Source organism: Synechococcus sp. RS9907, assembly GCF_014279615.1.
Taxonomy (GTDB): Bacteria; Cyanobacteriota; Cyanobacteriia; order PCC-6307; family Cyanobiaceae; genus Parasynechococcus.
On sequence record NZ_CP047944.1, the window covers coordinates 2,412,184 to 2,438,677 of the forward strand.

The 26,494-nt window shown below is 61.0% G+C and carries 18 protein-coding genes; 12 read left to right on the forward strand and 6 right to left on the reverse strand.

Features of this window, described 5'->3' with window-relative positions:
- The first annotated feature begins 375 nt into the window (after positions 1 to 375).
- Positions 376 to 1,734, forward strand: coding sequence for a ShlB/FhaC/HecB family hemolysin secretion/activation protein (locus SynRS9907_RS13105; RefSeq protein WP_188021319.1), 1,359 nt, complete (start codon positions 376 to 378; stop codon positions 1,732 to 1,734).
- 15 nt (positions 1,735 to 1,749) lie between these two features.
- On the opposite strand, the gene ndk is transcribed toward SynRS9907_RS13105, so the two are convergent.
- Positions 1,750 to 2,208, reverse strand: coding sequence for a nucleoside-diphosphate kinase (gene ndk / locus SynRS9907_RS13110; RefSeq protein ID WP_188021320.1), 459 nt, complete (start codon positions 2,206 to 2,208; stop codon positions 1,750 to 1,752).
- 106 nt (positions 2,209 to 2,314) lie between these two features.
- Here ndk and speA point away from each other — a divergent pair, with 106 nt between their 5' ends.
- The 3 genes from speA (at position 2,315) to SynRS9907_RS13125 (ending at position 8,235) form a co-directional block, all read left to right on the forward strand.
- The gene (gene speA / locus SynRS9907_RS13115; protein WP_188021321.1) at positions 2,315 to 4,246 is read left to right on the forward strand and encodes a biosynthetic arginine decarboxylase; all 1,932 of its coding nucleotides are present in this window, start codon (positions 2,315 to 2,317) and stop codon (positions 4,244 to 4,246) included.
- Positions 4,243 to 6,117, forward strand: a complete 1,875-nt coding sequence (locus SynRS9907_RS13120; protein WP_188021322.1) for a CHASE2 domain-containing protein — start codon at positions 4,243 to 4,245, stop codon at positions 6,115 to 6,117. The genes speA and SynRS9907_RS13120 overlap by 4 nt, the downstream gene beginning before the upstream one ends.
- 1,224 nt (positions 6,118 to 7,341) lie before the next feature.
- A complete protein-coding gene (locus SynRS9907_RS13125; RefSeq protein WP_188021323.1) occupies positions 7,342 to 8,235 on the forward strand; it encodes a methylglyoxal synthase in 894 nt (297 codons plus the stop codon).
- A 19-nt stretch (positions 8,236 to 8,254) separates the two neighbouring features.
- On the opposite strand, the gene SynRS9907_RS13130 is transcribed toward SynRS9907_RS13125, so the two are convergent.
- Together SynRS9907_RS13130 and SynRS9907_RS13135 are read right to left on the reverse strand one after the other, a co-directional pair.
- Positions 8,255 to 10,024, reverse strand: a complete 1,770-nt coding sequence (locus tag SynRS9907_RS13130; protein WP_255445924.1) for an adenylate/guanylate cyclase domain-containing protein — start codon at positions 10,022 to 10,024, stop codon at positions 8,255 to 8,257.
- The gene (locus SynRS9907_RS13135) at positions 10,021 to 10,731 is read right to left on the reverse strand and encodes a FecR family protein (RefSeq protein ID WP_188021324.1); all 711 of its coding nucleotides are present in this window, start codon (positions 10,729 to 10,731) and stop codon (positions 10,021 to 10,023) included. The genes SynRS9907_RS13130 and SynRS9907_RS13135 overlap by 4 nt, the downstream gene beginning before the upstream one ends.
- Positions 10,732 to 10,917: 186 nt before the next feature.
- On the opposite strand from SynRS9907_RS13135, the gene SynRS9907_RS13140 reads away from it, so the two are divergent.
- Together SynRS9907_RS13140 and SynRS9907_RS13145 are read left to right on the forward strand one after the other, a co-directional pair.
- Entirely contained in the window at positions 10,918 to 12,255 is a 1,338-nt protein-coding gene (locus SynRS9907_RS13140; protein WP_188021325.1) for an ATP-dependent 6-phosphofructokinase, read from the forward strand.
- A gap of 50 nt (positions 12,256 to 12,305) precedes the next feature.
- On the forward strand, positions 12,306 to 13,793 hold the full coding sequence (locus tag SynRS9907_RS13145; protein ID WP_188021326.1) for a mechanosensitive ion channel family protein: 1,488 nt from the start codon (positions 12,306 to 12,308) through the stop codon (positions 13,791 to 13,793).
- Between the two features lie 75 nt (positions 13,794 to 13,868).
- On the opposite strand, the gene alaS is transcribed toward SynRS9907_RS13145, so the two are convergent.
- The gene (gene alaS / locus SynRS9907_RS13150) at positions 13,869 to 16,535 is read right to left on the reverse strand and encodes an alanine--tRNA ligase (RefSeq protein WP_188021327.1); all 2,667 of its coding nucleotides are present in this window, start codon (positions 16,533 to 16,535) and stop codon (positions 13,869 to 13,871) included.
- A gap of 25 nt (positions 16,536 to 16,560) precedes the next feature.
- Between alaS and SynRS9907_RS13155 the strand changes: the two genes are divergently transcribed.
- The 5 genes from SynRS9907_RS13155 (at position 16,561) to SynRS9907_RS13175 (ending at position 22,114) form a co-directional block, all read left to right on the forward strand.
- Positions 16,561 to 16,977: a hypothetical protein gene (locus SynRS9907_RS13155; protein ID WP_188021328.1), complete on the forward strand. Its 417-nt coding sequence runs from the start codon at positions 16,561 to 16,563 to the stop codon at positions 16,975 to 16,977.
- A complete protein-coding gene (locus tag SynRS9907_RS13160; RefSeq protein WP_188021329.1) occupies positions 16,974 to 20,171 on the forward strand; it encodes a DEAD/DEAH box helicase in 3,198 nt (1,065 codons plus the stop codon). The genes SynRS9907_RS13155 and SynRS9907_RS13160 overlap by 4 nt, the downstream gene beginning before the upstream one ends.
- A 2-nt stretch (positions 20,172 to 20,173) precedes the next feature.
- On the forward strand, positions 20,174 to 21,061 hold the full coding sequence (locus SynRS9907_RS13165; protein ID WP_188021330.1) for an SWIM zinc finger family protein: 888 nt from the start codon (positions 20,174 to 20,176) through the stop codon (positions 21,059 to 21,061).
- A 14-nt stretch (positions 21,062 to 21,075) separates the two neighbouring features.
- Complete coding sequence (locus SynRS9907_RS13170) at positions 21,076 to 21,555, forward strand: MEKHLA domain-containing protein (protein WP_188021331.1); 480 nt, start codon at positions 21,076 to 21,078, stop codon at positions 21,553 to 21,555.
- 166 nt (positions 21,556 to 21,721) lie between these two features.
- Complete coding sequence (locus SynRS9907_RS13175) at positions 21,722 to 22,114, forward strand: Hsp20/alpha crystallin family protein (protein WP_188021332.1); 393 nt, start codon at positions 21,722 to 21,724, stop codon at positions 22,112 to 22,114.
- A 127-nt stretch (positions 22,115 to 22,241) separates the two neighbouring features.
- On the opposite strand, the gene SynRS9907_RS13180 is transcribed toward SynRS9907_RS13175, so the two are convergent.
- Entirely contained in the window at positions 22,242 to 23,537 is a 1,296-nt protein-coding gene (locus tag SynRS9907_RS13180; RefSeq protein WP_188022492.1) for an NRAMP family divalent metal transporter, read from the reverse strand.
- 82 nt (positions 23,538 to 23,619) lie between these two features.
- Between SynRS9907_RS13180 and SynRS9907_RS13185 the strand changes: the two genes are divergently transcribed.
- A complete protein-coding gene (locus tag SynRS9907_RS13185; protein ID WP_188021333.1) occupies positions 23,620 to 25,368 on the forward strand; it encodes a diflavin flavoprotein in 1,749 nt (582 codons plus the stop codon).
- On the opposite strand, the gene SynRS9907_RS13190 is transcribed toward SynRS9907_RS13185, so the two are convergent.
- Positions 25,362 to 26,462 carry a hypothetical protein gene (locus SynRS9907_RS13190; protein ID WP_188021334.1) on the reverse strand — a complete coding sequence of 367 codons (1,101 nt, stop codon included), beginning with the start codon at positions 26,460 to 26,462 and terminating at the stop codon, positions 25,362 to 25,364. The two genes, SynRS9907_RS13185 and SynRS9907_RS13190, sit on opposite strands and share 7 nt — an antisense overlap.
- Between the last annotated feature and the right edge of the window lie 32 nt (positions 26,463 to 26,494).

A 26,494-nucleotide genomic window follows, 5' to 3' on the forward strand; every position in this document is an offset into this window, starting at 1 on the left:
AGCATAAATTGTGTTTCCAGCTGATAACAGGTGTGAAAATCAATGAATATTGGCTCTAGTTCGATGCTTCTCCTGGCCCAACTGGTTGCACCCCCTCTGCAACCCGGGCCAGTACGTCTGCCCAGCAGTACCATTGAACAACGAAATTCACCCGGAGATGAGCCTATCTTCGAGCAATCAGACAACGACAACAGCGGATTAGACTCAAATAAAAACGAAATCAATCTGAAGCCAAAGACAACATCTTGGGCACCCAATGTTGTCGGAGATGCCTTCTTCACCGAGGAGCAACTTTCGACCATCTTTAAAACTTGTCGCAGGGAAACAGCGGCCAAAACACTAAACAACTGTGCAGCAAAGCTGACAGCTCAATTGTTGAGCGAGGGCTATATCAATAGCCGGGTTTATGTGCTGCAGAAGCCTCAACCTGGTGGCCTTGAGGTGGTGCTGGGAAGAATCAGTGAAGTTAATGTCACCAGCCCAGACCCAGCACTGAAGGTCAAAGCGGAACAGGCGCTGAGTGGACTAATTGGCGAGGTGCTCCACTTGCCAACTCTGAAGAAAGCTCTTGTCAGCCTGAGAAAGAGCGGATTTGGTCAGATCAGTGGTGGCATTAAGCGCTTGGGCAGTGATCCGTCCCGTGCCGCGATCCAACTCACGGTGGACCCCTCGCCACCGTCTCCGCTGCAAGGAGACATCGCCCTGGACAACAATGGCAACGTCGGAAGTGGTGAGTGGAGAAGCAGCGCCACCCTACTCAAACAGAATCTAATGAGAAGGGGCGATCTTGCCCTGGTCTATTTCGAATTGGATGCCGATGGCCAACTGGAACTGGGCACCGGGATCGCCTCCCTGACCTATCGCTATCCACTCAACGACACCCTGTCGCTCACAGGATCGATCGGCTACAGCTACCGACGCTTCGTTGAATTCAGGAAGCCGGCCTTTGATTTCAACTTCCGCACCACCCAGGGGCTTCTGCAGTTTGAGCAAGAAATTACGAACAGCGATGCCTGGCGCTGGACGGCTGCAACCGGCATCAGCATCAATCGGACCTCAAGCTTCGAAGGCGAAGACAGCATCCCGCTGGTGCTGGGTGGCGGACCGGATGGCTACCTCAAGAGCGGAAATCTCAAACTCAGCACCAACATCGGCCACCAACGGGCGCGTTCCAGCTGGAACGCCAACCTCTATTTCCTGCAGGGCCTGGCCGGGGTGACGAAGGGCAGCCATCGCCACAACCTCAAGCTCCAGGGCACTGACATCGGTGAGGCCCGCGCCATCGGTGGACTGCTGGATGTGTCCTGGCTGATTTCACCGGATCTGGTCTGGAGAGGACGAGCCGCGGGTCAGCACGCCTTTGCTCCCCTCCCCAGCAGCATGGCCTTCAGCCTGGGCAGTGACGTGGGCCTGCGCGGTCTACCGGGAAGTCTGGTGAGCGGCGACAGCGGCTGGCTGGCCAGCACCGAACTGGTCTGGACCGCGTGGAAACGCGACCAACAAGCCTTGCAGCTGGTGCCCTTCATTGGTATCGGAGGCATCCACACCGACGTTCTCGGCGTGACTCTCGAGGACAGCATTGGCTCCGGAGGCCTGCTAGGTCGTTACACCAATGGCCGCTGGCAATTTGAACTCGGCTGGGTTGATACGTTTAACACCGATGACAACCCAGGGCTCTGGAACGATTGGACCCTGGGGCATGGTCTGCACATCAAGGTCCGTTATTCGCTCTGATCAACCGCGAAGAGGTCAGTCCTCGACGCGCCAGGTCTGATCCGCCGGGGTCCAATCGTTGAGTTCCTCAGCGGTGAACCACAGGCCGATCTCAAAGGCTGCCGTTTCAGGCGCATCGGATCCGTGGATCACGTTGCGACCGATGTTGACGGCCAGGTCGCCACGAATGGTGCCGGGCTCGGCCTCGAGGGGCTTGGTGGCACCGATTAACTTGCGGGCACTGGCGATCACGCCGTCCCCTTCCCACACCATCGCCACCACGGGGCCGGAGGTAATGAAGTCAACCAGGCCAGCGAAGAAGGGGCGCTCCTTGTGCACGCCGTAGTGCTGTTCAGCCAGGGCGCGGCTGGGGGTGATCTGCTTCAGGCCGACCAACTTGAACCCCTTGCGCTCAAAGCGACCCAGGATCTCGCCCACAAGTCCCCGCTGCACGCCATCGGGCTTGATCGCAACGAAAGAACGTTCGGCAGCCATGAAAAAAGGATCAGAGTGAGGCCATCGTCCGCGGCCAACCCACCGCTTGGCAAGCACGGCCGGAATCCCTGTCCCTACATTTCAACTATTCCATCGTTAAAGGGTCATGGTTCTGGCCGAAACCGATCGGTCCTGGTCCGTGGCCCGCAGTGCCGAGCTATACGGCCTGGACCGTTGGGGCGACCCCTACTTCTCGATCAATTCACGGGGCCATGTGGTGGTGCAGCCCCGCGGCGATCGGGGTGGATCGCTCGATCTCGTGGAGCTGGTAAGGGGCCTGGCCGCCCGTGACCTGAACCCACCGGTGCTGATCCGCTTCGACGACATTCTCGAAGACCGTCTCGAGCGACTGCATGCCGCCTTTGACCGAGCTATCTCTCTCTACGACTACGAGGGTCGCTACCAGGGGGTGTTTCCGATCAAGTGCAACCAGCAACGCCATGTGGTGGAGCAGCTGGTGGACAGTGGACAGCGCTGGAGTTTCGGCCTGGAGGCCGGTAGCAAGGCGGAACTGCTGATTGCCCTGTCGCTGATGCAGGACCAGCAGGCGCTGCTGATCTGCAATGGCTACAAGGACCGTCGCTACATCGAGACGGCCATCCTGGCCAGGCGTCTCGGCCACCAACCGGTGGTGGTGATTGAGCAGGCCGACGAGATACAGCGGATCATCGATGCCAGCCAGGCCCTGGGCGCATCCCCATTCATCGGCATTCGCGCCAAGCTCTCGAGCCGCAGCACCGGCCGCTGGGGCAGTTCCGTGGGTAGCCGCGCCAAGTTCGGCCTGGACCTCACCGAGATGCTGCAAACCGTTGAGGCCCTCAAGGAGGCCGGTCTGCTGCAGGATCTGCGCCTGCTGCATTTCCACATCGGCAGTCAGATCAATGACATCGCCGTGCTGAAGGACGCCCTTCAGGAAGCCGGCCAGATCTACGTGGAACTCACACGCCTGGGGGCCCCGATGGGATTCCTCGACGTGGGTGGAGGCCTGGGCATCGATTACGACGGCAGCCGCACCGCCACCGCCGCGTCCACCAACTACTCGCTGCAGAACTACGCCAACGACGTCGTCGCCACCATTCGCGAATGCTGTGTGCCGCTGGGCGTCCCCGCCCCCACCTTGGTGAGTGAAAGCGGCCGGGCCCTGGCCAGTCACTTTTCCGTGTTGGTGTTCAACGTGCTCGGCTGCGGTCGCGCTCCCGAGGGAGAACCCGCCCAGGAGTCCGATGAACCGCTGCCGGTGGCCAACCTGCGCGAAACCCTGCAACGCATCCGAGGACTGGACGCGCCGGACCCCTCATTGCTGCAGGAGGCCTGGAATGACGCGATTAAATTCCGGGAGGATGCCCTGTCGGCATTCCGGCTGGGATACATCCGGCTGAACCAACGCGCGCTGGCGGAGCAGCTGAGCTGGACCTGCGCTAAAGAAATCAGCGCACGCCTGCCCAACGACGAACCGATCCACGAGGATCTGCGCGGCCTGCAACGCGCGCTGGCCTGGACCTATTACGCCAACCTCTCAATCTTCCGTTCCGCACCCGACACCTGGGCGATCGATCAGCTGTTTCCGGTGATGCCGATCCATCGCCTCGATGAATGCCCCAGCGAGCTTGGGCAATTCGCCGACCTCACTTGTGACTCCGATGGCAAGTTGTCGCGGTTCATCGACGGCGGCGCCGAGAAAGCCCTGCTCGAATTGCATGCCCTCAACGATGGAGAGCCCTACTGGATCGGCATGTTCCTAGGGGGGGCTTACCAGGAGGTGATGGGCAATCTCCACAACCTCTTCGGCAGCACCAACGCGGTGCATGTGCGTCTCAACCCCCGAGGCAACGGCTACCTGCTCGATCACGTGGTGCGGGGTCACACCAACGCCGATGTGCTCGAAGAGATGCAACACAACCCCGACTTGATGCTGGAACGGTTGCGGCAGGCCTCGGAAACGGCGATCCAACGCGGAACATTGCAGATCGAAGACGCCAGGCTGCTGATGAGCCATCTCAAGACCAGTCTGGATCAGACCACCTATCTCGAGGGATGAAGCGCATTCGCCAGCTGGTCCTAACCGCTGGGCCCTATCTGGCCGCCGTGGTGGTGTTGGTTCTGCTGCGCAGCACCGGCCTGGCCCAGACCATTGATCTGGTGCTTTACGACCTGATCACCAGCCAGAGGGCTGAAGGTTCCGGACAGGACACGCCAATCACCTTGGTGGGCATCGAAGAAAGTGACATTCAACGCTTCGGGTGGCCGATCGACGACGGTCTGTTCTGCGACGCCTTCGATGCACTGAATGCCGCCGGCGTCGATGCCATCGGGTTTGACATCTACCGAGACAAGGGGGTCGGGCCCAATCAGCAATGCCTGCGGGATCGCTTCCGCGACGAACCCACCCTGGTCTCGATCTTCAACGTGGCATCGGACATCGGCCCCGTGCCTGGGACTCCCAGCGAGCGGCAGTCGTACAACGACATGAGCCTTGATGCGGATGGCGTGTTGCGCCGCGATCTGGTGCATGTCACCGGCCAGGACGAGGCCACCGTGTCCTTCCCCATGCGCGTGCTGGAAGTCGCCACAGGGGATACCTCGATCCGTGCTGCCCTTGAGGCCGGGACGCACCAAGGCGCCTGGCTGAGCGCCAATGGCGGTGGCTACGTCAACGAAATCAATGCCGGCCTGGGATATCAGCGCCTCCTGCGTTTACGGGAACCCGGTAGTTATCCGAGTTACTCCCTGTCGGAGCTGATCGACGGCAGGGTGCCGAAGGACAAGATGCGCGATCGCATCGTGTTGATCGGCAGCACGGCCGAGTCATTACGCGACCTCTTTGAGGTCGCCCATACGCGGTTCGATCAAGGGGAAACCTTGTTCCGTGTTTCAGGAGTCGAAATGCATGCCAACCGGCTAGCCACCCTGATCGATGAACGCAACGCAACGCTCTATCAGGGCGGGATCATGCCTGGATGGGGCAACTTGCTGCTGGTGATCGGCTTCGCCACCTGCGGCCTGGTGCTCGGTGAACGTATTCCCAAGCAAAGGATGAGCATCCTCGTGGTGGTGTTCCTGGCGGGAGGGAGCGCTGGGGGATTCACACTGCTGCTGTGGAATCACATCTGGGTGGGCATGGCCATGCCCCTGTCGGGTCTGCTGACCCTCAGTGGGGCGGCATGGCTGCGCCGCGGTGTGGAAAGTCAGCAGCATTCTCAGCAAATCCGCCAACTGCTCGGTCAGACCACCTCCCCGGCAGTTGCCCAGCAACTCTGGGAACAGCGCGACGCCTTGCTGAGCAACGGACGCTTCATGGGGCAGCAGCTGCCCATCACCGCACTGTTCACCGACACGGCATCTTTCACGAGCGTCTCCGAGGGACTGAGCCCACGGGAGCTGATGGACTGGCTCAACCGGGGTATGGAGGTCTGTGTCCCAGCAGTGACCAACCGAGCCGGGATGGTGAACAAGTTTACCGGCGACGGCATGCTCGCCGTGTTCGGCGTCCCCTTGCTCTGTGATCCCTCAACCGAGGCGCAGGCAGCAATCGAAGCGGCGTTCGAAATCAAAGACGGCCTGGAACGACTGAATGAAGCGTTGATTGCTGAGGGAGCTCCCACCATGCGCGTGCGCATGGGCATTCACTCCGGCGAAGCTCTGGTGGGCTCTATGGGCAGTCCCGAGCGGATCGAATACGCAGTTATCGGCGATGCCGTGAACTGCGCTTCGCGCTTGGAGAGCTATCAGAAGGATCTCCATGAGGGTGTGCTTCGTGTCCTGCTCTCCAGCGCCACACTTGAACTCTTGCCCCAGGCCTTCCGCGACAAACTTTTGCTGAACCACTGGGGTCAGATTCAAGTCAAAGGACGCGATGAACCCCTGGATGTAAGTGAGTTGAAATTCGAGCACACGAAAGCATCTGTCTGAAGCGTTCGTAACTCAGGGTTCAAGACGGGCAGCGCACTGGTAGCTGCTGTGGCCATTCGTCAGTGACTAGATCAGCCAGTCCAAATTTCGCCAAAGTCTGAACGGAGGGGACAGTGCCCCCGCACTTGGCACGCAGCGAGGCCAAGGCCAATTGCACTGGCTGGTCAACAGGCTCAGCATCCGGCACAAGCAAGCTGAGCACAGGAGGGAAGGTTGTTTGTACAAATGCGAGAGGGTCTTGCAGGTTGTCGACACCATCACCGGTTTCACAGTTGAAATTCGATTCCCAGATGGTTGGAACGGTGGTGGACGCCTGGCTGATGAGGGTCAAACTGGCTGGGGCCGCCGGCAAAGTACGGGTGGTTCCGGGACCATCCCCTTCTGGCTGAAAACTCAGCTCGAGACTGAAAGGATTGGCCGTTGGGCCTTGAACAAGTCCAAGGGTGCCTGACGCCCCAGGGGCAAACACACTGTTCTCCGGAACTAAGTGAACCAAAATGCGCCCACTGCACTCACCGCGAGTCCCCCCACCAACCCTTCGACCAGGGAACGTGCTGCGATTGTTGGAATAGACCTCTTGGCAGAACACATCACCGAAGATGAGTGCCACCAAGGCAATCAAAACGCTAGCAACATTGGGGGGGAAACCAGGAAACATCTTCATCACTAAGATCCAAGAGCAACCTGCAAAAGCAGGATGGCCCTCACATAAGAGTACCAAAGCAGCCTATTGATATTTATTGAGTCAAGAAACCTTCAACTCGCCCCTCCCTGTGTACGGGAGAGAGCAAGCAAGTCCTGAATCAACGACTCCAGATCAAGCAGCTTGAGATCACAATTGGAGCAGGAGCAACCTTCATCAATAACTCAAGCCGCTCAGAGTCCTAACGATCATCTTCTATTACAGCGCTGCGACCAAAGCGCTTCAATTTTGCAACAACGCAGGAATCTAGGCAATCGCATTGGCGCTAGCAGAAATTAAATGCGCCATCTCCAAGCATGGCATCAACACTTTTCTTTTAAGAGGAGCGGGGTCGCACCTTGTTCATTCCGAAGCGAAGTAAACACAGGAATTCACCCCTGCCACGCGCAATCACAACCGACTGAGTCACGTAATGGCTTGATTCCCGATGAGGATCAAGTCCTGAAGAACAGAAAATACCAATGAACAAGCCAGCCCAAAAACGAAAAATCCCTTAAGGTCCTCTCAAGTACCGAAGACCCATGGATCGCAACGACCTGATCAACGCCTTACAAAGCGCAAGCAACCTTAAACATTCCTTTGACGCTGCCGAGATTGAACGGCTAGCCGCCCACATGTCGATCGAAGCAATCGAGAACGACGCCACGGTCATGCGCAAGGGAGAACCCGCTGATTCGATGATCTTCATCATCGATGGATTAGTGCAGATCCTCGATGGCGAGCGTCAGCTGGCCCTTCAACAAAAGGGGGATTTCCTGGGTGAAAGCCTCTTTTCAGAAGAGGCAACGCGCCTCGCCACTGTGAAGGCAATTGAGCCTTCAACCGTCGGACGATTCACTATTCATGACTTCCATCAATTCCTGCAGGAAAAGCAAGCCCTAGCGATGCGATTCCAGCAGTACTTCCAGGCCATTGGAACCGCTAGAGCACAACAGGTGGCTGCAGAAAACTATGTCGATAGCAAGAAATATCTGGCCCTGATCGCTCACAACAACATGAAGGAGGGATTAATGGAGTTCTGCGATATGCATTCAGACAAACTTGAAAAATTCCCACTGATCGCAACGGGCACGACCGGCAGCATGCTGTACAAGAAAACAGGTCTTTGCCTGAGCCGGAAAGTCGCCTCAGGCCCCCTTGGCGGTGATCAAGCCGTCGGAACGCTCATCTCCACCAAAAACATCTGTGGCGTGATCTTCTTCCGCGACCCGTTGTCGTCCCACCCGCACCATGCCGACATCGAAGCCCTCGGTCGCCTGTGCGATGTCTACCAGATTCCCTTCGCCACCAACCCGCAAAGCGGCGAGGCGATTCTCGATTACCTGCTCTCCGGCAAAGCCGAGCGGGAGCTGATCCCCAATCACGTGCTTGAGGCCTACGTTCAAGGGCAGAAGAAAGTGGTCGACGCCGGCTGAGCTCCAGCAGCGCAGAACATCACTCCGGTTCGTGGGGATGGAGTGCAACCAAGCCATACACAGCGACAGGTTGTGGCCATCCCTTCACGGCATGGAGACCCAACTCCTCGACAACCACCACATCCGCAATGAGGTCCCGAACGTCTCCGCTCATCAGGATCGGGTAATCGGGGAATTGCCGCGTCAATGATTCCAAGCGACTGGCCAAATTCACTGCCGCACCGATGACGGTGTATTCCAGGCGATGTCTGGAACCGAGATTGCCAGCCATCACCTCACCGCAGTGAATGCCGATGCCCTGACGCAGGGGCTCCACGCCCTCGATCTCCAAGGCGTGGTTGAGCTGATCAAGGTTGGCCTGCATGGCCAGCGCAGCGCGAACAGCTGCCAAGGCCTCGGCACGGTCACCACGATGAACCGGGACGCCGAATTCAGCCATCAGCGCATCACCGATGAATTTGTCCAACAGCCCCTGCTCCGCCAGGACTGGCGCGGCAATCGCCTCGAAGTAGCGATTCAGCAAAGCGAATAGCGACTCCGCATCCATCACGTTGCTGCGGGCCGTGAATCCAACCAGATCCGTGAACAAGACCACACACCGTTCACACCGACCACCCAGACGGGTCCAGCTGTCAGCACTGGAGCGCAACATGTCACGCATCAGATTCGGCGACACCCGTCGTGACAGAACCGAATGCAGAAATTTCCGCTGAGCACTTTCCCTGTGGAACTGATCCGTAGTCCTCACCACGCCTGCTACCAGAGGCATCAGCAGCAAGGCAGCTCCCGGCAACCAGAGACCGAAGCACCAGGCCAGCACCGTTGATCCCGACGCCAAGAGCGTGAAACCAGCGGTGGCCATCGCCGTTCCCAGAGCTGTCGATGGCTGGGAGAGGCGCCAGCAACACAGCAACGCCCACGCCGCGACAACCACCACCAGCAGCTCACGATCAAGTCCGCGAAATCCACGGCCGCTCTGCAATCCGGCGATCGCCGACAACAGAACCTCGGATCCGCTTTGCTGACCAAACGGCGTCTCAAGCTGATCACCAAGCGAAGGAGCCGTCGAACCGATCACGACAACTTTGTCGCGCCAAAGATCCCCCGCATGTCGACTGACAGCCCAGGCAGGGACCAGCGGCAACTGGCCACTGGGCCCCAGGAAGTCAATGCCGTAATCCCCAAAACCCGTCCCAACATCAGCCGCCAAATGGGCCATGGGATGTGGATGGGGACGGGGGAACGGTGCCAGCATCTGCTCGAGTTGTTCCGTTCCCGGAACGGCCTGCACGATGCCGAGGGCATCGATGGAAAAGGCCGACAAACCCACCTGAAAACCCGTATCCCAGGGACGTCTCAGCTGGACCTGCTCCAGACCCTCCCATTGCTGACTCACCAGAGAGGCACTGAGCAGGACCTGGTCCTGCCAAGGCTTGAGAGCATCCTGGAAAGCCTGATCATCGTCAGGGCCGAAACTGCTGGGCCCGACATGGACGATGTTGAAGACAACGCGCCGGGCTCCCTGGCTGAGCACCTCTTGCGCCAATGCAGCCTGCTGTGCACGGGGCCAGGGCCAGGGACCAAAGTCGGACAGTTGAGGATCAAGAGACGCCTCATCAATCCCGAGCAACACAACATCGTCTGGTGTGGCAAGCGAGCCGCGCCACTGAAACAGCAGTTGCCTCCCCACCGCATCGGCACGGTTCAGGGCCGGCGCCAGCAACCAGGGGAACAAAAGGAAGAGACGCCAAACAATGGCGAACAGCACACGGCGACGCAACCGACTCAAGGGGAGGGAGCCGAGAGCCCCAGTTCACGCTCAATCACCGGCAACGTCTCCAACGGTTGGGAAAATCCATTGATCAGGGGGCTGTTCTCCAGACGGTGTTCCGCGTCCTTCCGCGGGATGAGCTGAGGACGTTCCCACTGGGGAAAACCGGGCGTTTCAGCTTCCAACGCCGACAGACTGGCCTCCAGGCCATCCAGACGGGTGCTGACGGCATCCATCTGTTGCTTCAGATCGAGCAGAAGCTGCTGGCCGCTGGTCAGGGTGAAGCGTTCACCGCTGCGGGTCTCCACCGTAACGGTGCCTTCCCAGCTGAAAACCTTGAAACGCTCCTCGGTGTATTCAATGAACACTGTTGTTCCCTGAATGGAAGCAGTTGCCAGGCGCGTCTTGATTCGGAAAGGATTCCCTTGGTGGAGTCCAGGCTGAACCCAACCAATGATCGAGCCTTTCAGCAATTCAACGTTGGATGAACCCAACCGCAGCTGGGCATCGCCTCCCATCCGAAATTGACGACCATTACCAAGCAGCACCTGCATCCGCCCCGGCTGATTGGTCCGCAGCACGGAGTTGGTTCGTAAAGCCTGGCCAGAACGGGCTGTCACCTCTGATGCCCCTGGCAGTTGAACAAACGCCGGGCCCGCCGGCACTTCCACAATGCGCGGTTGCGCCGCATGGGACGGCTGAACCCACACAGAACTGGACAGCAACAGCAGCCCAGCCACCTGAAGCAAACCTGCCTGTTTAATCACCGGAAGCCACTCTCTGATCAAGGTTGCCAGCGACAGCGGCGACCGGCTCTAACCGGCAACGAAAAGCACATCAACGGGCTGACATCACGTTGCCGAAGCAAGCCACCGTTGTCAGATTGAGTCGACTCAACGGGATTGCCGGGAATGGCATACGACAACGTCCTCGCCAACCCCAGTGATTTTGATTTCCAGGTCCAACAACTGGGCCCAGGTGAGCACGCCAATCCCAGCACCCATGAAGTCTTCGTGAGCGACGAGGAAACAATCGCCTTTTCCAGCCAGATCAAGAACCTGAAGAAGCAATTCGAGTCCGGTGGATCACTACCCGCCTTCGAAAAAGCAGGAGCCCGCCAGAAGATCTTTCATCGCCCCGAATCAACAAAAGCGGCAATCATCACCTGCGGAGGCCTCTGTCCAGGACTGAATAATGTGATCAAGGGCCTCGTCAATGTGCTGGAGGAGAGCTATGGCGTGGAGCACATTCTTGGCATCCGCTACGGATACAAAGGATTGACCCGCCAATCACAGCATCCACCGATCCGCCTGACATCATCCAGCGTGGATCAGATCCACAAACAGGGTGGAACCATTCTCGGTTCATCACGGGGAAACCAGGACCCAGAAGAGATAGTGGATGAACTTCAAGCCAGAGAGATCAACATCCTGTTCTGCATTGGCGGCGATGGAACCCTCAAGGGAGCCCAGGCCATCGCCGAAGCCGCCAACCGCCGCAACGCCGGCATCAGCGTGGTCGGCGTCCCGAAAACAATTGACAATGATCTGGGATTTGTTGAGAAGACATTTGGCTTTGAAACCTCTGTTCAAATCGCCGCAGATATCATCACCTCAGCCCACACCGAGGCTGAAGGAGCTGAAAATGGGATTGGCATTGTCAAATTGATGGGTCGCGACTCGGGCTTCATCACCGCCACCGCCTCCTTGGCCAACTCCGTGGTTGACTTCTGCCTGATCCCTGAAACCCCTTTTGAAGTTGATGGCCCCAGCAGCATCAACGAAGCAATTCAAACAAGACTTGCACAAAATAATCACGCTGTGATTGTCGTCGCAGAAGGGGCCGGACAAGACTTATTCAAAGACACACAAACACGCATTGATGCCTCGGGCAACGTACTCAAAGATGATATCGGCGAGCTACTCAAAACAAAAATAGTGGCTCATTTTAGCGAAAGGGGGATTCCCATCAGCATTAAATACCTCGATCCGAGCTATCACATCCGCAGCGTCGCCGCCAACGCCTCGGATGCAGTCTTTTGCTACCTGCTGGCTGAATATGCAGTTCATGCAGGCATGAGCGGCAAGACCAATCTGGTGATTGGCTACTGGAACAATTTTTTCACCCACGTACCGATTCATCTGGCGACCAAAGAGCGACGCATGGTCGAACTGGACAGTGCTCTATGGCGGGGTGTGGTCAGCGCAACTCAGCAAAACCCACTGAAACGCCAATCCACTGCGGCCTGAACCCAGGCGACCTGCACTGAAAACACTCCCACCGATCCAACCCTTTCGTCATGTCTGTGGCACTGCAATGGTTCCTGGTGCTGACAGTGCTGTTCGTGGGATTACTGACCCAGCGCCTTTGCAGACGATTTCACATTCCACCCGTTCCCTGGCGCTACTTCTGGATTGCACTGATTGTCAAAGCAGCGGAGCAATCCACGGAAGCACTAGGCATCCCACACATTCCGGGAATTGACCTCAATGTCCTGATCAGCATTGTCGTTGCCGTAGCCATCAGTCGCTCAATCATCTGGCTGGTTCTCGAACTGCTGCCAAAACTGCGACTCCTCCCATCAAGCCCCAAAATCCTGCGAGATCTGCTGTTCATCATTGGCAGCGGCCTGTTGGTGACGCTGACGCTGCAGGAGCAATCCAGCATCGACCTGGTTGGATTGGTGACAACATCCGCTGTTTTGACGGCGGTGCTGGGATTAGCTGCCCAGGATCCCCTGAAGGATCTGGTGGGTGGATTGAGCCTGCAGCTCGAAAGGGTGATCCGAGAAGGCGATTGGGTTGAAATCGAAGGACAGATTGGGCGCGTTGAGTCGATCAGCTGGAGAGACACGGAGCTCAACTGTCTTTATGGCTCAAGGCTGACATTGCCCCATGCCAATACAAACTCCAAAAGCATCCGAAATTTCACAACCAACGGAGCCCACGCCACCCGGCTCGAGATCGGACTCGACTACAACATGCCACCTCACGTGGCTAAATCCATCATGAAGCACATTTCCGAGCATCATCCCCTGGTGCTTCGCAACCCAGCGTGCGTCGTAAGAATCCAATCATTTGGAGAGAGCACAGTCAATTATGAATGGATTAACTGGCTCAATGATTACGGGAAAAACCGCACACTTCGCGGCGATCTTCAAGAACAACTTTGGTATGCACTGCGTCGCGAGGGATTCAGCTTCCCCTTCAGCGTTCGCGACGTGCGGCTGACCAGCACAGTGGAGGAGGAAGCAACAACAGCACAACAAGATACGGTCCGTCTGCAGAACATCGCTGCCGAACTTTTACAACGCAATCATCTTTTCTCGATCCTTTCTGACAAGCAGCTGAGCAAGCTGCTCGAAATGAGCCCGATCCGCTCCTATGGCCCTGGAGAAATCATTGCCGTCGAACAGGAATCCGGAGACTCTCTGTTCATGCTGATTGACGGGCAAGTGTCAATCGTCAAATCAAACGCAGAGCGACAGACAACTGAAGTGGCCAAGCTGCGAAGTGGCGACATTTGTGGAGAAATGACAGTCTTCACCGATGCACCGAGAAGTGCAACAATTCGAAGCCACAGTCAATCTGACATTCTTGAGATTGATCGACAGGCCATTGCGGAGCTGGTCGAAGAAGAACCTGTACTCCTGGAAAGATTCAGTCAGCTGATCAGTGAACGCAAGGAGATTTTGAACAGCCTTGATGCACAAGAAGAGATCACACCTTCAACAAGACGCGATGTTCTCGGGCGTGTCAAAGAACTCTTTGACACGCTCCTCGCGTAAACAACGAGCCCCTCGCGCAGCACGGAGCCTGGAGAGGAGTTGCATCGGGCTGAATCAAACCCCCCTCCATGGTGATCAATCCTTCAGTGCTTCGCTCAGCTGCTGACGAGCCTCCGCCAGGGCGCCATCCAGAGCAGCCCCGTTGCGCCCACCGGCCTGAGCCAGATTCGGGCGTCCACCACCGCCGCCGCCACACAACTTGGCGATGGCACCGATGAACTTGCCGGCCTGGAGCTTGGCAGCGATCACCTGCTTGCCGAAGGCCGCCACCAGGATCACCTTGCCCATGTCGCCGGGATCCGGCAGACCGCCGATCACCACGGCCGCACCATCCCCCAGCTGATCCGCCAGGCTCTGGGCTGCACCCTGCAAACCAGCGCCATCCACGCCGTCGAGGCGTTCCACCAGCAGTTGGAAGTCGCCCACGGCCTCGGCCTTCGCGGCCAGAGCGCCGGCTTTCGCCACCGCCAGTTCCGCCTGAGCCGCGGCCAGTGCCTTACCGGTGGACTTGAGTTCCTCTTGAAGGGCCGCCACACGATCCACGATCTCGGCCGGCTGGGCCTTGAAGCGATCCCCCAGCTGCTTCACCACTGCATCGCGCTCGTTCAGATAGGCGAGCACAGCGGGACCAGCGACGGCTTCAATCCGGCGGATGCCGGCCGCAACGCCACTTTCCGCCACGATCTTGAACAGGCCGATCTCAGCGGTGTTGGCCACGTGGGTGCCGCCGCAGAGCTCCATCGACACACCGGGCACGTCGACCACCCGCACCACATCGGCGTACTTCTCACCGAACATCGCCACGGCACCGGCCGCCTTGGCCTGGTCGATCGCCATCTCCTGCACCTGCAGCGCATGGGCCTCGTTGATCCAACCGTTGATCAGGGTTTCAACCTGCTGCAACTGATCCGCCGTCACCGCCGTAGGGCAGTGGAAGTCGAAACGCAGGCGATCGAAATCCACCAGTGATCCGGCCTGGCCGATGCCTGGATCCACCACCTGCTTGAGCGCTGCCTGCAGCAGGTGGGTGGCGGTGTGATTCGCCTGGGCCCGACGCCGGCAGGCACGGTCCACCTGGGCCTTCACGGTGTCGCCCAAGGCGATCTCGCCGCGTTCCACCCGCCCGGCATGGACGAAGACATCGCGGCTGCGGCTCACCGACTCAATCCGAACAATCAGATCGCTGCCCGCAAGCACGCCGCGATCGCCCACCTGACCGCCGCCCTCTCCATAGAACGGCGTGGTGTCGAGCACCACCTGAACCGCATCGCCCGCCTTGGCGGTGCTGGCTGGTTCACCGTTCACCACCAACGCCTGCACACAGGAGGCGTGATCGAGGGCTTCATAGCCCTCGAAACAGGTGGCCGCCTGATCCGCCACCACCTGGTCGATCGCATCCTGCAGGGTGAGGTCGATGCTCACCGCGGCCGCCTTGGCCCGCTGGCGCTGTTCCTCCATCGCCGCCTCGAAGCCATCGAGGTCAACGGCCAGGCCCTGCTCCTCGGCGATCTCCTGGGTGAGCTCCAACGGGAAGCCATAGGTGTCGTACAGCTCGAAGGCCTGGGCACCGCTGATCTGGGTGGGCTTGGAGGCCAGCACCTCCGCCAGCAACTTCTCGCCGCGCTCAAGGGTCTCGAGGAAGCGGGCTTCCTCCCGCTGGAGCTCGGCCAGGATCACCTCCTGGCGCTCGATCACGCTGGGGTGGGCCCCCTTCAGCAGGGCAATCGCCGCCTCGCCCATGGTGACGAGGAAGGGTTTGTCGATGCCCAGCAGGCGGCCATGGCGCGCCACCCGGCGCAGCAGACGCCGCAGGATGTAGCCGCGACCCAGGTTGCTAGCGGTAACGCCATCGCAGATCAGCTGCGTCACCGCACGGCTGTGGTCGCCGATCACCTTCAACGACGTCTTGCCCTTGTCGTTGAGCTGGTGGTAATCGACCCCCGCCAGATCCGCGGCCGCTTGGATCAGCGGGAAGATCAGATCAGTTTCGTAGTTGTTGGGAACCTTCTGCAGGATCTGAGCCATCCGCTCAAGGCCCATGCCGGTGTCGATGTTGCGGTTGGCCAGCGGCGTGAGGGTGCCCTCCGCGTCGCGGTTGTACTGCATGAACACCAAGTTGTAGAACTCGATGAAACGGTCGTCGTCCTCGAGATCGATGCCCTCATCCCCGAGCTCGGGTTTGAAGTCGTAATAGATCTCCGAGCAGGGGCCACAGGGGCCGGTGGGGCCGGAGGCCCAGAAGTTGTCGGCCTCATCCATGCGGATGATCCGCTTGGGGTTCACCCCCACCACATCGCGCCAGATCTGCTCGGCTTCGTCGTCTTCCCGGAAGACGCTCACCACCAGGTTCTTGGGGTCGATGCCGTAAACACCGGTGCTGAGCTCCCAGGCCCACTCAATCGCCTGCTGCTTGAAGTAATCCCCAAACGAGAAGTTGCCGAGCATCTCGAAAAAGGTGTGATGCCGAGCCGTGCGCCCCACGTTCTCGATGTCGTTGGTGCGGATGCACTTCTGCGAACTGGTGGCCCGGGGCGCGGGGCGCTCCTGCTGGCCCAGAAACACCGGCTTGAACGGCAGCATTCCCGCAATGGTGAGCAGCACCGTTGGGTCGTCGGGAATCAATGAGGCGCTGGCCATCCGCTTGTGGCCGCGCTCGGCGTAGAAGTTGAGGAAAGCCTCACGGATCTCCTCCCCACTGCGCGGTGCAGACGCTGCAGAAGACGACGATGCGGCGGCAACCATGACAGGAAAGGGGGATCCTGCCGTCATGATCGCCTTTGAACCGCCGGCGCCCGTGGCCGTTCCACCCAGTGATCCCGAGATTCGCCAGCGACTGCGGCTGCAGTCGATCGGTTGGGCGCTGGCTGCCGGCATCAGCGCAGGGCTGCTGAGCTTGCCCTGGGGTCTGGAAGCTGCGGTGCGTTCGGGCGGTTGTGGCCTCTTTTACGGCCTGCTGGCCTTCCACCTGCAACGGGTGGACCCTGATGACGGGCATCTGCAGGCGGGTCTGGTGGGGGCGGTCTGCGGGTTGCGCAGCCTCGGCATGCCCCTACCCCTTGACAACTGGCAGGTCGATGGCCTGGCATCATTAGTACTGGAGCTACTTAAGGCCTGGCTGCCGTTGATCGGCAGTGCTCTCCTGCTCCACGGCACCCTCCGCTTCCTGCCCGCGTCGCGGCCATGAGCCTGCTGCACGCCACCTGGCTTCCCGCCATCCGCACCTCCAGCAGTTCCGGTCAACCGGCACTGCTCGTTTGGGCTGACACCTGGCGGGTGGCCACACCGGAAGGCCCCGGCCTCACCCCCGCGCTGCACCCGTTCACCCTCAGCCATGACGACCTCAGGGCCTGGCTGAGCGAACGCGACCTTTTGCCAGGCGGCTGCATTGATGCCACGGCCTGTCTCACCCTGCCGAGCCGCACGGTAAAGCCGCGCAAAAGCCGCAGCAAAAAAGAGGAGCCAACGCCGGAACCACCGGGCTGGACCGGGCTACCAATGCAGGCCGGCGAACCGATCCCCAAGCAAACCGAATGGTGGCCCTGGCAGGTGCAAGGGCTCGCGGTGGAACCATCAGCGGCCACGGAGTGGCTGTCCCGGTTGCCCCTCTCCGGCACCAATCCAGACCTGGCTGACGAACTGCGCTGGTGGAGCCATCTGCAGCGCTGGGCCCTGAGCCTGGTGGCCCGGGGCCGCTGGATTCCCCAGATGGAGCTCAGCAAAGGCGAGGGATATCCCCATAGGGCCCGCTGGGTGCCCTTGCTCAACCGGGAAGAAGACCGACGCCGACTGGAGGATCTGGCGGCCAGCCTGCCCCTGGTGGCCACCTGCGCCTTGCCCTGGCGTGAACCCCTGGGGCGCCGCAGCAACCGCACCACCCGGTTGCGACCGGAGGCCATGCGGGCCGCCAACCCTGTGGCCAGCTGCCGGCCCCGCAGCGGACGCCTGCGGGTGGCGACGCTGCTGGAAGACCTGGTGGACGCGCAGCTGCGCAAGGACTTTGAACCATCCACTGATGGACTCGATCCCCTGCTGACCCTCTGGCAGGAGGCCCTGGGGTCGGAGACCGGGGTGATCGAGATCGGTGATGAAGAGGCTGAACGCCTGGCCACCGCCAGCCATCACTGGAGGGAAGGGATCGCCGGCGGTTTTGCTGCGGCCCGCACCTGCCTGGAACTGCACACCCCACCGGATGGGGAGGATCTCTGGGAGCTGCGCTTCGGGCTGCAGGCGGAAGCTGACCCCAGCCTGAAGCTCCCGGCCGCCGCGGCCTGGGCGGCTGGTGCGGAACCGCTACAGCTTGGAGAAATCCGGGTGGACCAACCGGGTGAAGTGCTGCTGGAAGGTATGGGTCGCGCCCTGAGCGTGTTTCCGGCCATTGAGCGGGGTCTGGAGAGCGCCACACCTGAAACGATGCAGCTCACCCCGGCCGAGGCCTTCGTGCTGGTGCGCACGGCCGCCCGGCAGCTACGGGATGCCGGCGTGGGGGTGGAGCTGCCGCCCAGCCTCTCCGGTGGCCTGGCCAGCCGACTGGGCCTCTCGATCAAAGCGGAACTGCCCGAACGCTCGAGCGGTTTCACGTTGGGTGAGTGTCTGGACTGGGAGTGGGATCTGATGATCGGCGGGGTGACGCTCACCCTGCGGGAACTGGAGCGCCTGAGCGGCAAGCGCAGCCCTCTGGTGCGCCACAAGGGGGCCTGGATCGAACTGCGGCCCAACGACCTCAAAAATGCCGAACGCTTCTGCGGGGCAAAACCTGAACTGAGCCTCGACGACGCGTTGCGGCTGACGGGGACGGAAGGGGAACTGTTGATGCGGATGCCGGTGCACCGTTTCGACGCCGGCCCACGGCTGCAATCGGTGCTGGAGCAATACCACCAGCAGAAGGCCCCCGACCCCTTGCCGGCCCCGGAAGGATTCAGCGGTCAGCTGCGGCCCTATCAGGAGCGGGGCCTCGGCTGGCTCGCCTTCCTGCACCGCTTCGATCAAGGGGCCTGCCTGGCTGACGACATGGGCCTGGGCAAAACCATTCAGTTGCTGGCGTTTCTGCAGCACCTCAAAGCGGAGCAGGAACTGAAACGCCCGGTGCTGCTGGTGGCCCCCACATCTGTGCTCACCAACTGGCGACGGGAGGCGGAATCCTTCACCCCGGAGTTGACGGTCACCGAGCATTACGGCCCCCGCCGCCCCTCCACACCGGCTGAACTCAAGAAAGCGTTGAAGGAGGTGGATCTGGTGCTCACCAGCTACGGGCTGCTGCAGCGGGACAGCGAACTGCTGGAAACCCAGGACTGGCAGGGGGTGGTGATTGACGAAGCCCAGGCGATCAAGAACCCTGGCGCCAAGCAGAGCCAAGCCGCCCGGGATCTGGCCCGCACCGGCCGCAGCAAGAGCAACCGCTTCCGCATCGCCCTCACCGGCACCCCAGTGGAGAACCGGGTGAGCGAGCTGTGGGCCTTGATGGACTTCCTCAACCCCAAGGTGCTGGGGGAAGAGGACTTCTTCCGCCAGCGCTATCGGATGCCGATTGAGCGGTATGGCGACATGTCGTCCCTGCGGGACCTCAAAGGCCGCGTGGGTCCGTTCATCCTGCGCCGGCTGAAAACCGACAAAACGATCATTTCCGATCTGCCGGAGAAGGTGGAGCTGAGCGAATGGGTGGGGTTGAGCAAGGAGCAGAAATCCCTGTACAGCAAGACCGTGGAAGACACCCTCGATGCCATTGCCCGGGCGCCGCGCGGGCAGCGCCACGGGCAGGTGCTGGCCCTGCTCACCCGACTGAAACAGATCTGCAACCATCCCGCCCTGGCCCTGAGCGAAGGAGCCGTGGACGATGGCTTCCTGGGCCGTTCGGCCAAGCTGCAGCGGCTGGAGGAAATCCTCGATGAGGTGATCGAAGCGGGCGATCGGGCCCTGCTGTTCACCCAGTTCGCCGAATGGGGGCATCTGCTGCAGGCCTGGATGCAGCAGCGCTGGAAATCGGAAGTTCCCTTCCTGCACGGCGGCACCCGCAAGAGCGAGCGCCAGGCGATGGTGGATCGCTTCCAGGAGGATCCCCGCGGTCCGCAGCTGTTCCTGCTCTCGTTGAAAGCAGGTGGTGTGGGCCTCAACCTCACCCGGGCCAGCCACGTGTTCCACATCGACCGCTGGTGGAACCCAGCCGTGGAGAACCAGGCCACCGACCGGGCCTATCGGATCGGCCAGACCAACCGGGTGATGGTGCACAAATTCATCACCAGCGGCTCGGTGGAGGAAAAGATCGATCGCATGATCCGCGAGAAATCACGCCTGGCCGAAGATGTGATCGGCTCCGGCGAAGATTGGCTGGGAAGCCTCGGTGGCGATCAATTGCGCGATCTCGTTTCTTTGGAGGACACCTGACCATGACCCTCAGCAACGGCAGCAGCAACGGCATCACCGCCATCGGCGACGACGGCCTGGGCCAACAGCCCTGGTGGGTCGAGCAGTGGATGGAGCTGATCAACGGCTACCGCTTCAAGAAACGGTTGGAGCGAGCCTGGGGGTACGCCCGCGAAGGCCATGTGACCTCGATCCGCTTCGAAGGCCGCCGCGTGCATGCCCGCGTCCAGGGCACCGATGAAGCGCCGTACAAGGTGAAGCTCTGGCTGGATGTGCTCAACGATGAGGACTGGGGCTATGTGCTGGAAGCGCTGACTCAGAAAGCCCGCTGGTCGGCCCAGCTGCTGGCGGGGATCATGCCCTCCGACATCGAACGGGCCTTCGCCGCCAGCGGCAAACGCCTGTTCCCGTTCAAGTTGCAGGAGGTGCGCAGCGAGTGCAGCTGCCCCGATAAAGCCAACCCCTGCAAACACATCAGCGCGGTGTATTTCCTGATGGGGGATCGCTTCAGTGAAGACCCCTTCGTGCTGTTCCAACTGCGGGGCCGCAACCGGGCTCGGCTGCTGGAAGATCTGGCGGAACACCGGCGCAAGGCCCTGGCCGAGCGGGCGGCGGCAGCCAAGGAAGCGAACACAGCCAGCACACCTCAAGAGGCAACAGCGCTGCCACCCCATGCGGCCATACAGGACCCGGCCCTGTGGTGGCGCTACAACCGCAGCCTCGATGGCGACCTAGTGGTGATCACCCCAGCCATGGAGGGCGACACGGGCCTCGATGCCGCCGGAGAGCTGCCGCTGGCCGAAGACCCCCGCTTCGCCGATGCGCGCAGCACCTTCCTGAGCAACCTCAAGGCCCATGGCCAGGCCAGTGCCCAGAAGGCGATGCTGCAGGCCATGGCAGCCGGCAGCTGAGGCGGAGGGGGGCCATGGCCAGCGAAGCCGCCTGGCTCACCACCAACAAACAAGAGCTCGCCGGAGTGCTGCTGGAATCGCATCAACGGGCCTTCAGCAGGCCGCTGATCGCCACTCACCAACCGGGGCACTCAAGGCGGCTGATCTGCCAGAACCTGTTCGCCTGCGGCTTTCCGGTGCTGGCCCACGGCACGGAGCAGGATCCCGAGCTCAGTTACGCCAACGCTGCGGCCCTGCAGCTGTGGGAAACCCGCTGGGATGAGCTGATCGGCATGCCCTCACGGCTCACCGCTCCGGACAGCGAACGGGCGGAACGCAGCAGCGCCCTGGGCCAGGCCAAACGCCTCGATGCAGTACAGAACTATCGAGGCATTCGCATCAGCCGCAAAGGGCGGCGGTTCATGATCAACAAGGCCCGGATCTGGACCCTCTGGGATGCAGAAGAGCGGGTCTGCGGACAGGCGGCCTGCTTCAGCGACTGGTGGTGGCTTTAAGGAGATTCGGTTTCAACACCATCCCTGTGGTGCCAGCCGAACCTGGTGGTAGAGACCGAATCCAAACGGACGGTTCTCACCCTTCTGGTTCTCATCCAAGCGGCGCAGATTGTGATGGCGGGCGATCAACCCAGTCCGCAGATGTTCATTCTTCGGAGCCATCATCATGCTGACCCTTCGCCAATCCCCCTTCGATCTGTTCGAGCGACTCGAGCAGCAAATGGCCACCGCTGAGCGCGTTCCCAACGCCGAAATCCGCGAAACCGAGACCAGCTACACCGTGCAACTGGAACTGCCCGGGGTGGACCGCAACTCGATCGATGTCAAGGCCACCGATCGCAACCTGGTGATCAGCGCCGAACGCCCAGCCACAGGCAGCGATGACAGCAACGCACCGCTGCTGAGCGAATTCCGCAGCGGCACCTGGAGCCGCAGCTTCCGTTTCCCCCAGAGCCTCGATCGCGACCAGCTCAAGGCCAGCTATCGGGACGGCATTCTTGAAATCAACGCCGGCAAAGCGGTGGAACACACCAGCGTCTCAGTGAAGGTGGAGAGCTGATCAGGTCCTGAATCAGAACCTGATCACTGAAAGCCTTGGGCTGGACAAGCCCAACACACCAAGACAAGAAGAACGGAAGCCCAACCCCTGCCCACGGCAGGGGTTTTTTGTTGAAGCCAGGGCGGAATCAGCCGCCGAAGCCAAGGAAGAAACGGCCGATGAACAGCAGGCTGAAGCCACTGAAAAACACCAGACCGAACCAGCAGAAGGCCTGGGTGAGCCGCCCATAACGGTGCTCCACTGGAACCAAGGGGCTGTTGATCGTGTCCATCGCCATCCAGGCGAACAGAGGAGCGGTGAGGAAACTGCCGGTCATCGCCCCGAAAACAAAATCCTTCACACCGATCCCGCCGCTCTTGGCCAGCACCAGCGCCAGCACAGCGGCCAGGAAATGCACGATCACCCAGATGTCGAAGCGACGCTGCATGGGCCCCGGCGCTGAATCTCCACTGTCGTGATGACGCAGCAGCCCCTGGATCGCCGCAATGCTGCGGGGATAGGCATCGAGGCAGGTGAGGGTGGTGCTGAACATGGCGGAAAAGGCCGCCGGGATGATCACCCAGGCCGCCCAACCACCCATGGCGGCGGTGTAGAGCTTGATCAGCTTCTGGGCGAAGGAGACGCCACTGCCGGCCAGCATTCCGTCTCCACTGCCGTACATCGTGTAGGCGCCCAGGATCACAAAGAACATGGCCGTCACCACGGTGACGCCATAGCCGAGGTTGAAATCGAACTCGGCCTCCTTCGGCGTTGCGGTGTGCTCGGTGTCGCGCGCCCGGGAGAACATCCACAACGATGGCCACACGCACATCTCCACCGGTCCGGGCATCCAGCCCATCAGGGGAATCAGGAAGGCCAGGTTGGCCAGGGTCCAGGGGCTGGGATCCGTGCTGACCCAACTGGCCGCCACATTCCCGACGGGACCCCGGATCAGCAGCGATGCAGCCGCGATTCCCGTAAGCACAGTGAGCAGCACCACCAACAGCTTGGAGAGACGGTCGAGCGCTCGGTAGTGCCCCAGCAGCAGCACCAGGCCACTCACCACCAGCACGGCGATGGACAGTCCATAGGGGTCCAGCCCCGCCAGCAAAGGAATGTTGGTGAGCAGCAGCCCCGCCACAAAACTCACCGCCGCGATGGTGAAGGTGCCGGTGACCAGGCTCACCACCAGGTACAGCGGCAGGTAGAGGGGATTGCGTTTCTGGAACCCCTCCAGCAGCGACAGTCCGGTGGCCGCTGTGAAGCGGGTGCCCACGCGCAGGAATGGGTACTTGATCAGATTGGTGAGCAAGATCAGGCCCACCAGCGCAAAGCCGAATCGGGCTCCCGCCGTGGTGGACGACATCAAGTGGGATCCACCAATGCAGGCACCGGCCAAGAGGATCCCGGGTCCAATGCTGCGTCGCAGCGTCGATGACGCCATCACAAGGTTGCAGTTGATACCAGTCTCCGCCGCTTTGCCCCGCTGAATCTCCGTAGAGTCGACTTCCGTCACGGTCGGTTTCATGGTCGTTGCTCCCGCTGCTCCGAAGCTGTCGCTGCAGTGCGAGGCCATCGCCGCCGACACCACCACGATCCGCTCCCTCGACTGGGACCGCAGCCGCTTCGACATTGAATTCGGCCTGCGCAACGGCACCACCTACAACGCCTTCCTGGTGCGGGGAGAACGCACCGCCCTGATCGACACCAGCCACGCCAAGTTCCGCGACACCTGGATTCCGCTGCTCAAGCAGCAGATCGATCCAACCGCGATCGATGTGTTGATCGTGAGCCACACCGAACCCGACCACTCCGGATTGATCGGTGACCTGATCGATCTCAATCCCGAGATCGAAATCGTGGGATCAAAGGTGGCCCTGCAGTTCCTCAAGGACCAGGTGCACAGGCCGTTCAAATCCCGTGCGGTTAAGTCGGGCGAGGAATTGGATCTCGGCACCAACCCCGAGAGCGGCATCCAGCACCGCTTCGAATTCCTCAGTGCTCCGAACCTGCACTGGCCGGACACAATCTTTTCGTTCGATCACGGCACCGGCATCCTCTACACCTGCGATGCCTTCGGACTGCACTACTGCTCTGACGACGTCTTCGACGCCGACCCCGGCGCCATCGCCCCTGATTTCCGCTTCTACTACGACTGCCTGATGGGCCCCAATGCCCGCAGCGTGCTGCAGGCCCTCAAGCGCATGGATGGCCTGCCGGAGATCAACACCATCGCGGTGGGTCACGGGCCGCTGTTGCGGCATCACCTCAACCACTGGATCAGCGACTACCACGAGTGGAGCGGCCAGCGCAGCAAAGGCGAGAGCTATGCCGCCGTTTGTTATCTGAGCCAGTACGGCTTCTCCGATCGGATCAGCCAGGCCATTGCCCACGGCATCGGCAAAGCGGATGCTCAAGTGCAGCTGGTGGACCTGCGGGCCACCGATCCCCAGGAACTCACCGCCCTGGTGGGCGATGCCAAAGCCGTAGTGGTGCCGACCTGGCCCGCTGAACCGGAGCCGGATCTCCAGGCCTCCATCGGAACCCTGCTGGCGGCCCTGCATCCCAAACAAGTGGTGGGGGTGTACGACGCCTTCGGCGGCAACGATGAACCGATCGACGCCGTCGCCGATCAACTGCGCAGCCAGGGGCAGAAGCCAGCCTTCAGCCCATTGCGGATCAAACAGCTGCCCCAGGGCAGCGACTACCAACGCTGTGAGGAGTCGGGCACCGACCTCGGCCAGCTGCTGACCAAAGAAAAGACGATCGCGGCGATGAAAAGCCTCGATGGCGACCTCGATAAGGCCCTGGGTCGCATCAGCGGTGGCCTTTATGTGGTGACCGCCAGCCAGGGGGAGGGCGAATCGCAACGCCGCAGCGCCATGGTGGCCAGCTGGGTGAGCCAGGCCAGCTTCACCCCCCCGGGCCTCACCATCGCCGTCGCCAAAGACCGGGCGATCGAAGCCCTGATGCAGGTGGGCGACCGCTTCGTGCTGAACGTTCTACGGCAGGACAATCATCAACAACTGATGCGCCATTTCCTCAAGCGCTTCCCCCCCGGTGCCGATCGTTTCGCTGGGGTGAACGTGCTGGAGGGAACCGCCGATGGCGGCCCGGTGCTCGCCGATGCCCTGGCATTTCTGGGCTGCCGTGTGGAACAACGGATGGAGGGCCCCGATCACTGGATCATCTACGCCGTGGTGGAGCAGGGCAATGTGGCCGATGCCGAGGCCAGCACGGCGGTGCACCACCGCAAAGTGGGGAACCACTACTGAGCCGGCAGCTGATCCAGAGCATCCAAAAGGTTGCTCAGCAAGGCACCCACGTGCTGGCTTCTCCGCCATTCACGACGGTTGAGCCAAGGGTCTGAGCAACGCCGCCACCAACCCTGCTCCGCCGGCTGGCAGAGCGTGACGCCACGGTGATGGGGCGCCAGAAACACCGCGGCGGCCAGGAGGTTGGTGCCGAAGCCCAGCAGCTGCCAAGATCCACCCGCTTCAGACGACCATCCGGTCGACAGCCGCACCTCCAGGGGGTCATCGGCGGGGAGCAGCTGCCAGGGTCTGCCTGACCGCAGCGGAGCCACCAGCCGTTCGATCAAGCCATGGTGTGTTTCGTTCTTGGGATGGGCTTGCACCCACAACGATGCATCGGCGGGCAAAGGTCGCAACGCGGCGCCGATGGCGCGGCGGAAATAGGCCCGGTTCTTGATCCCTAGCGTCCAGCGCCAGCCCAGGGATCGCCCCATCAAGCGCCAACGAAAGCGCCAGGTCTGCAGCTTGAGGTAAGGCAAACAGAGCATCACCCCACCGGCAGGATTGCCATGGCTGGACGTGGCGCCAGCCAAAACGCCACGACAGGCAGCGCAGAGCTCGAGCAAACAACGCAGCCGACCTGGATCGACAGGCTGATTGAACGGAATCAGGGGATCCTGTCGGACCACAGGCTGGCCATCAGCGCAGTGCAATCGCCGCAACATCCGCTGGCGTTCCCGACGCCCACCCCGTGAATACAGCCGCGTCTCAACCCCAATCGATTCCCCCAGCTCCACCACCTCTGACGCCTGATAGGTGTGCAGCATCCGCTGGCCTTCGCGATCGTCCAACCGGGGCAGCAGCAACAGGCTGCAGGCCCGTTGATCCGGCTCGATCATCACGCTGTCCTCAGCGATGAACTGGCAGTCATGCCCATCCTGGGCCGCAAGATCCCGCAGCAGCGGCTGGAAGGCCCGGGTCGAATGACTGAGGTCGTCGCGATAGAGCGAGACGACCTCCAGCCGGGTCCCCCTGAGGCCTCTCCAGCGCAGATAGGCCAGAGCCGAGAGGGTGGTGATCAGCTGGGAGGAGAGAACAACAACGCTCTGGGCCACCGGCCTGCTGCTCCCATCAACAACACGCCTAC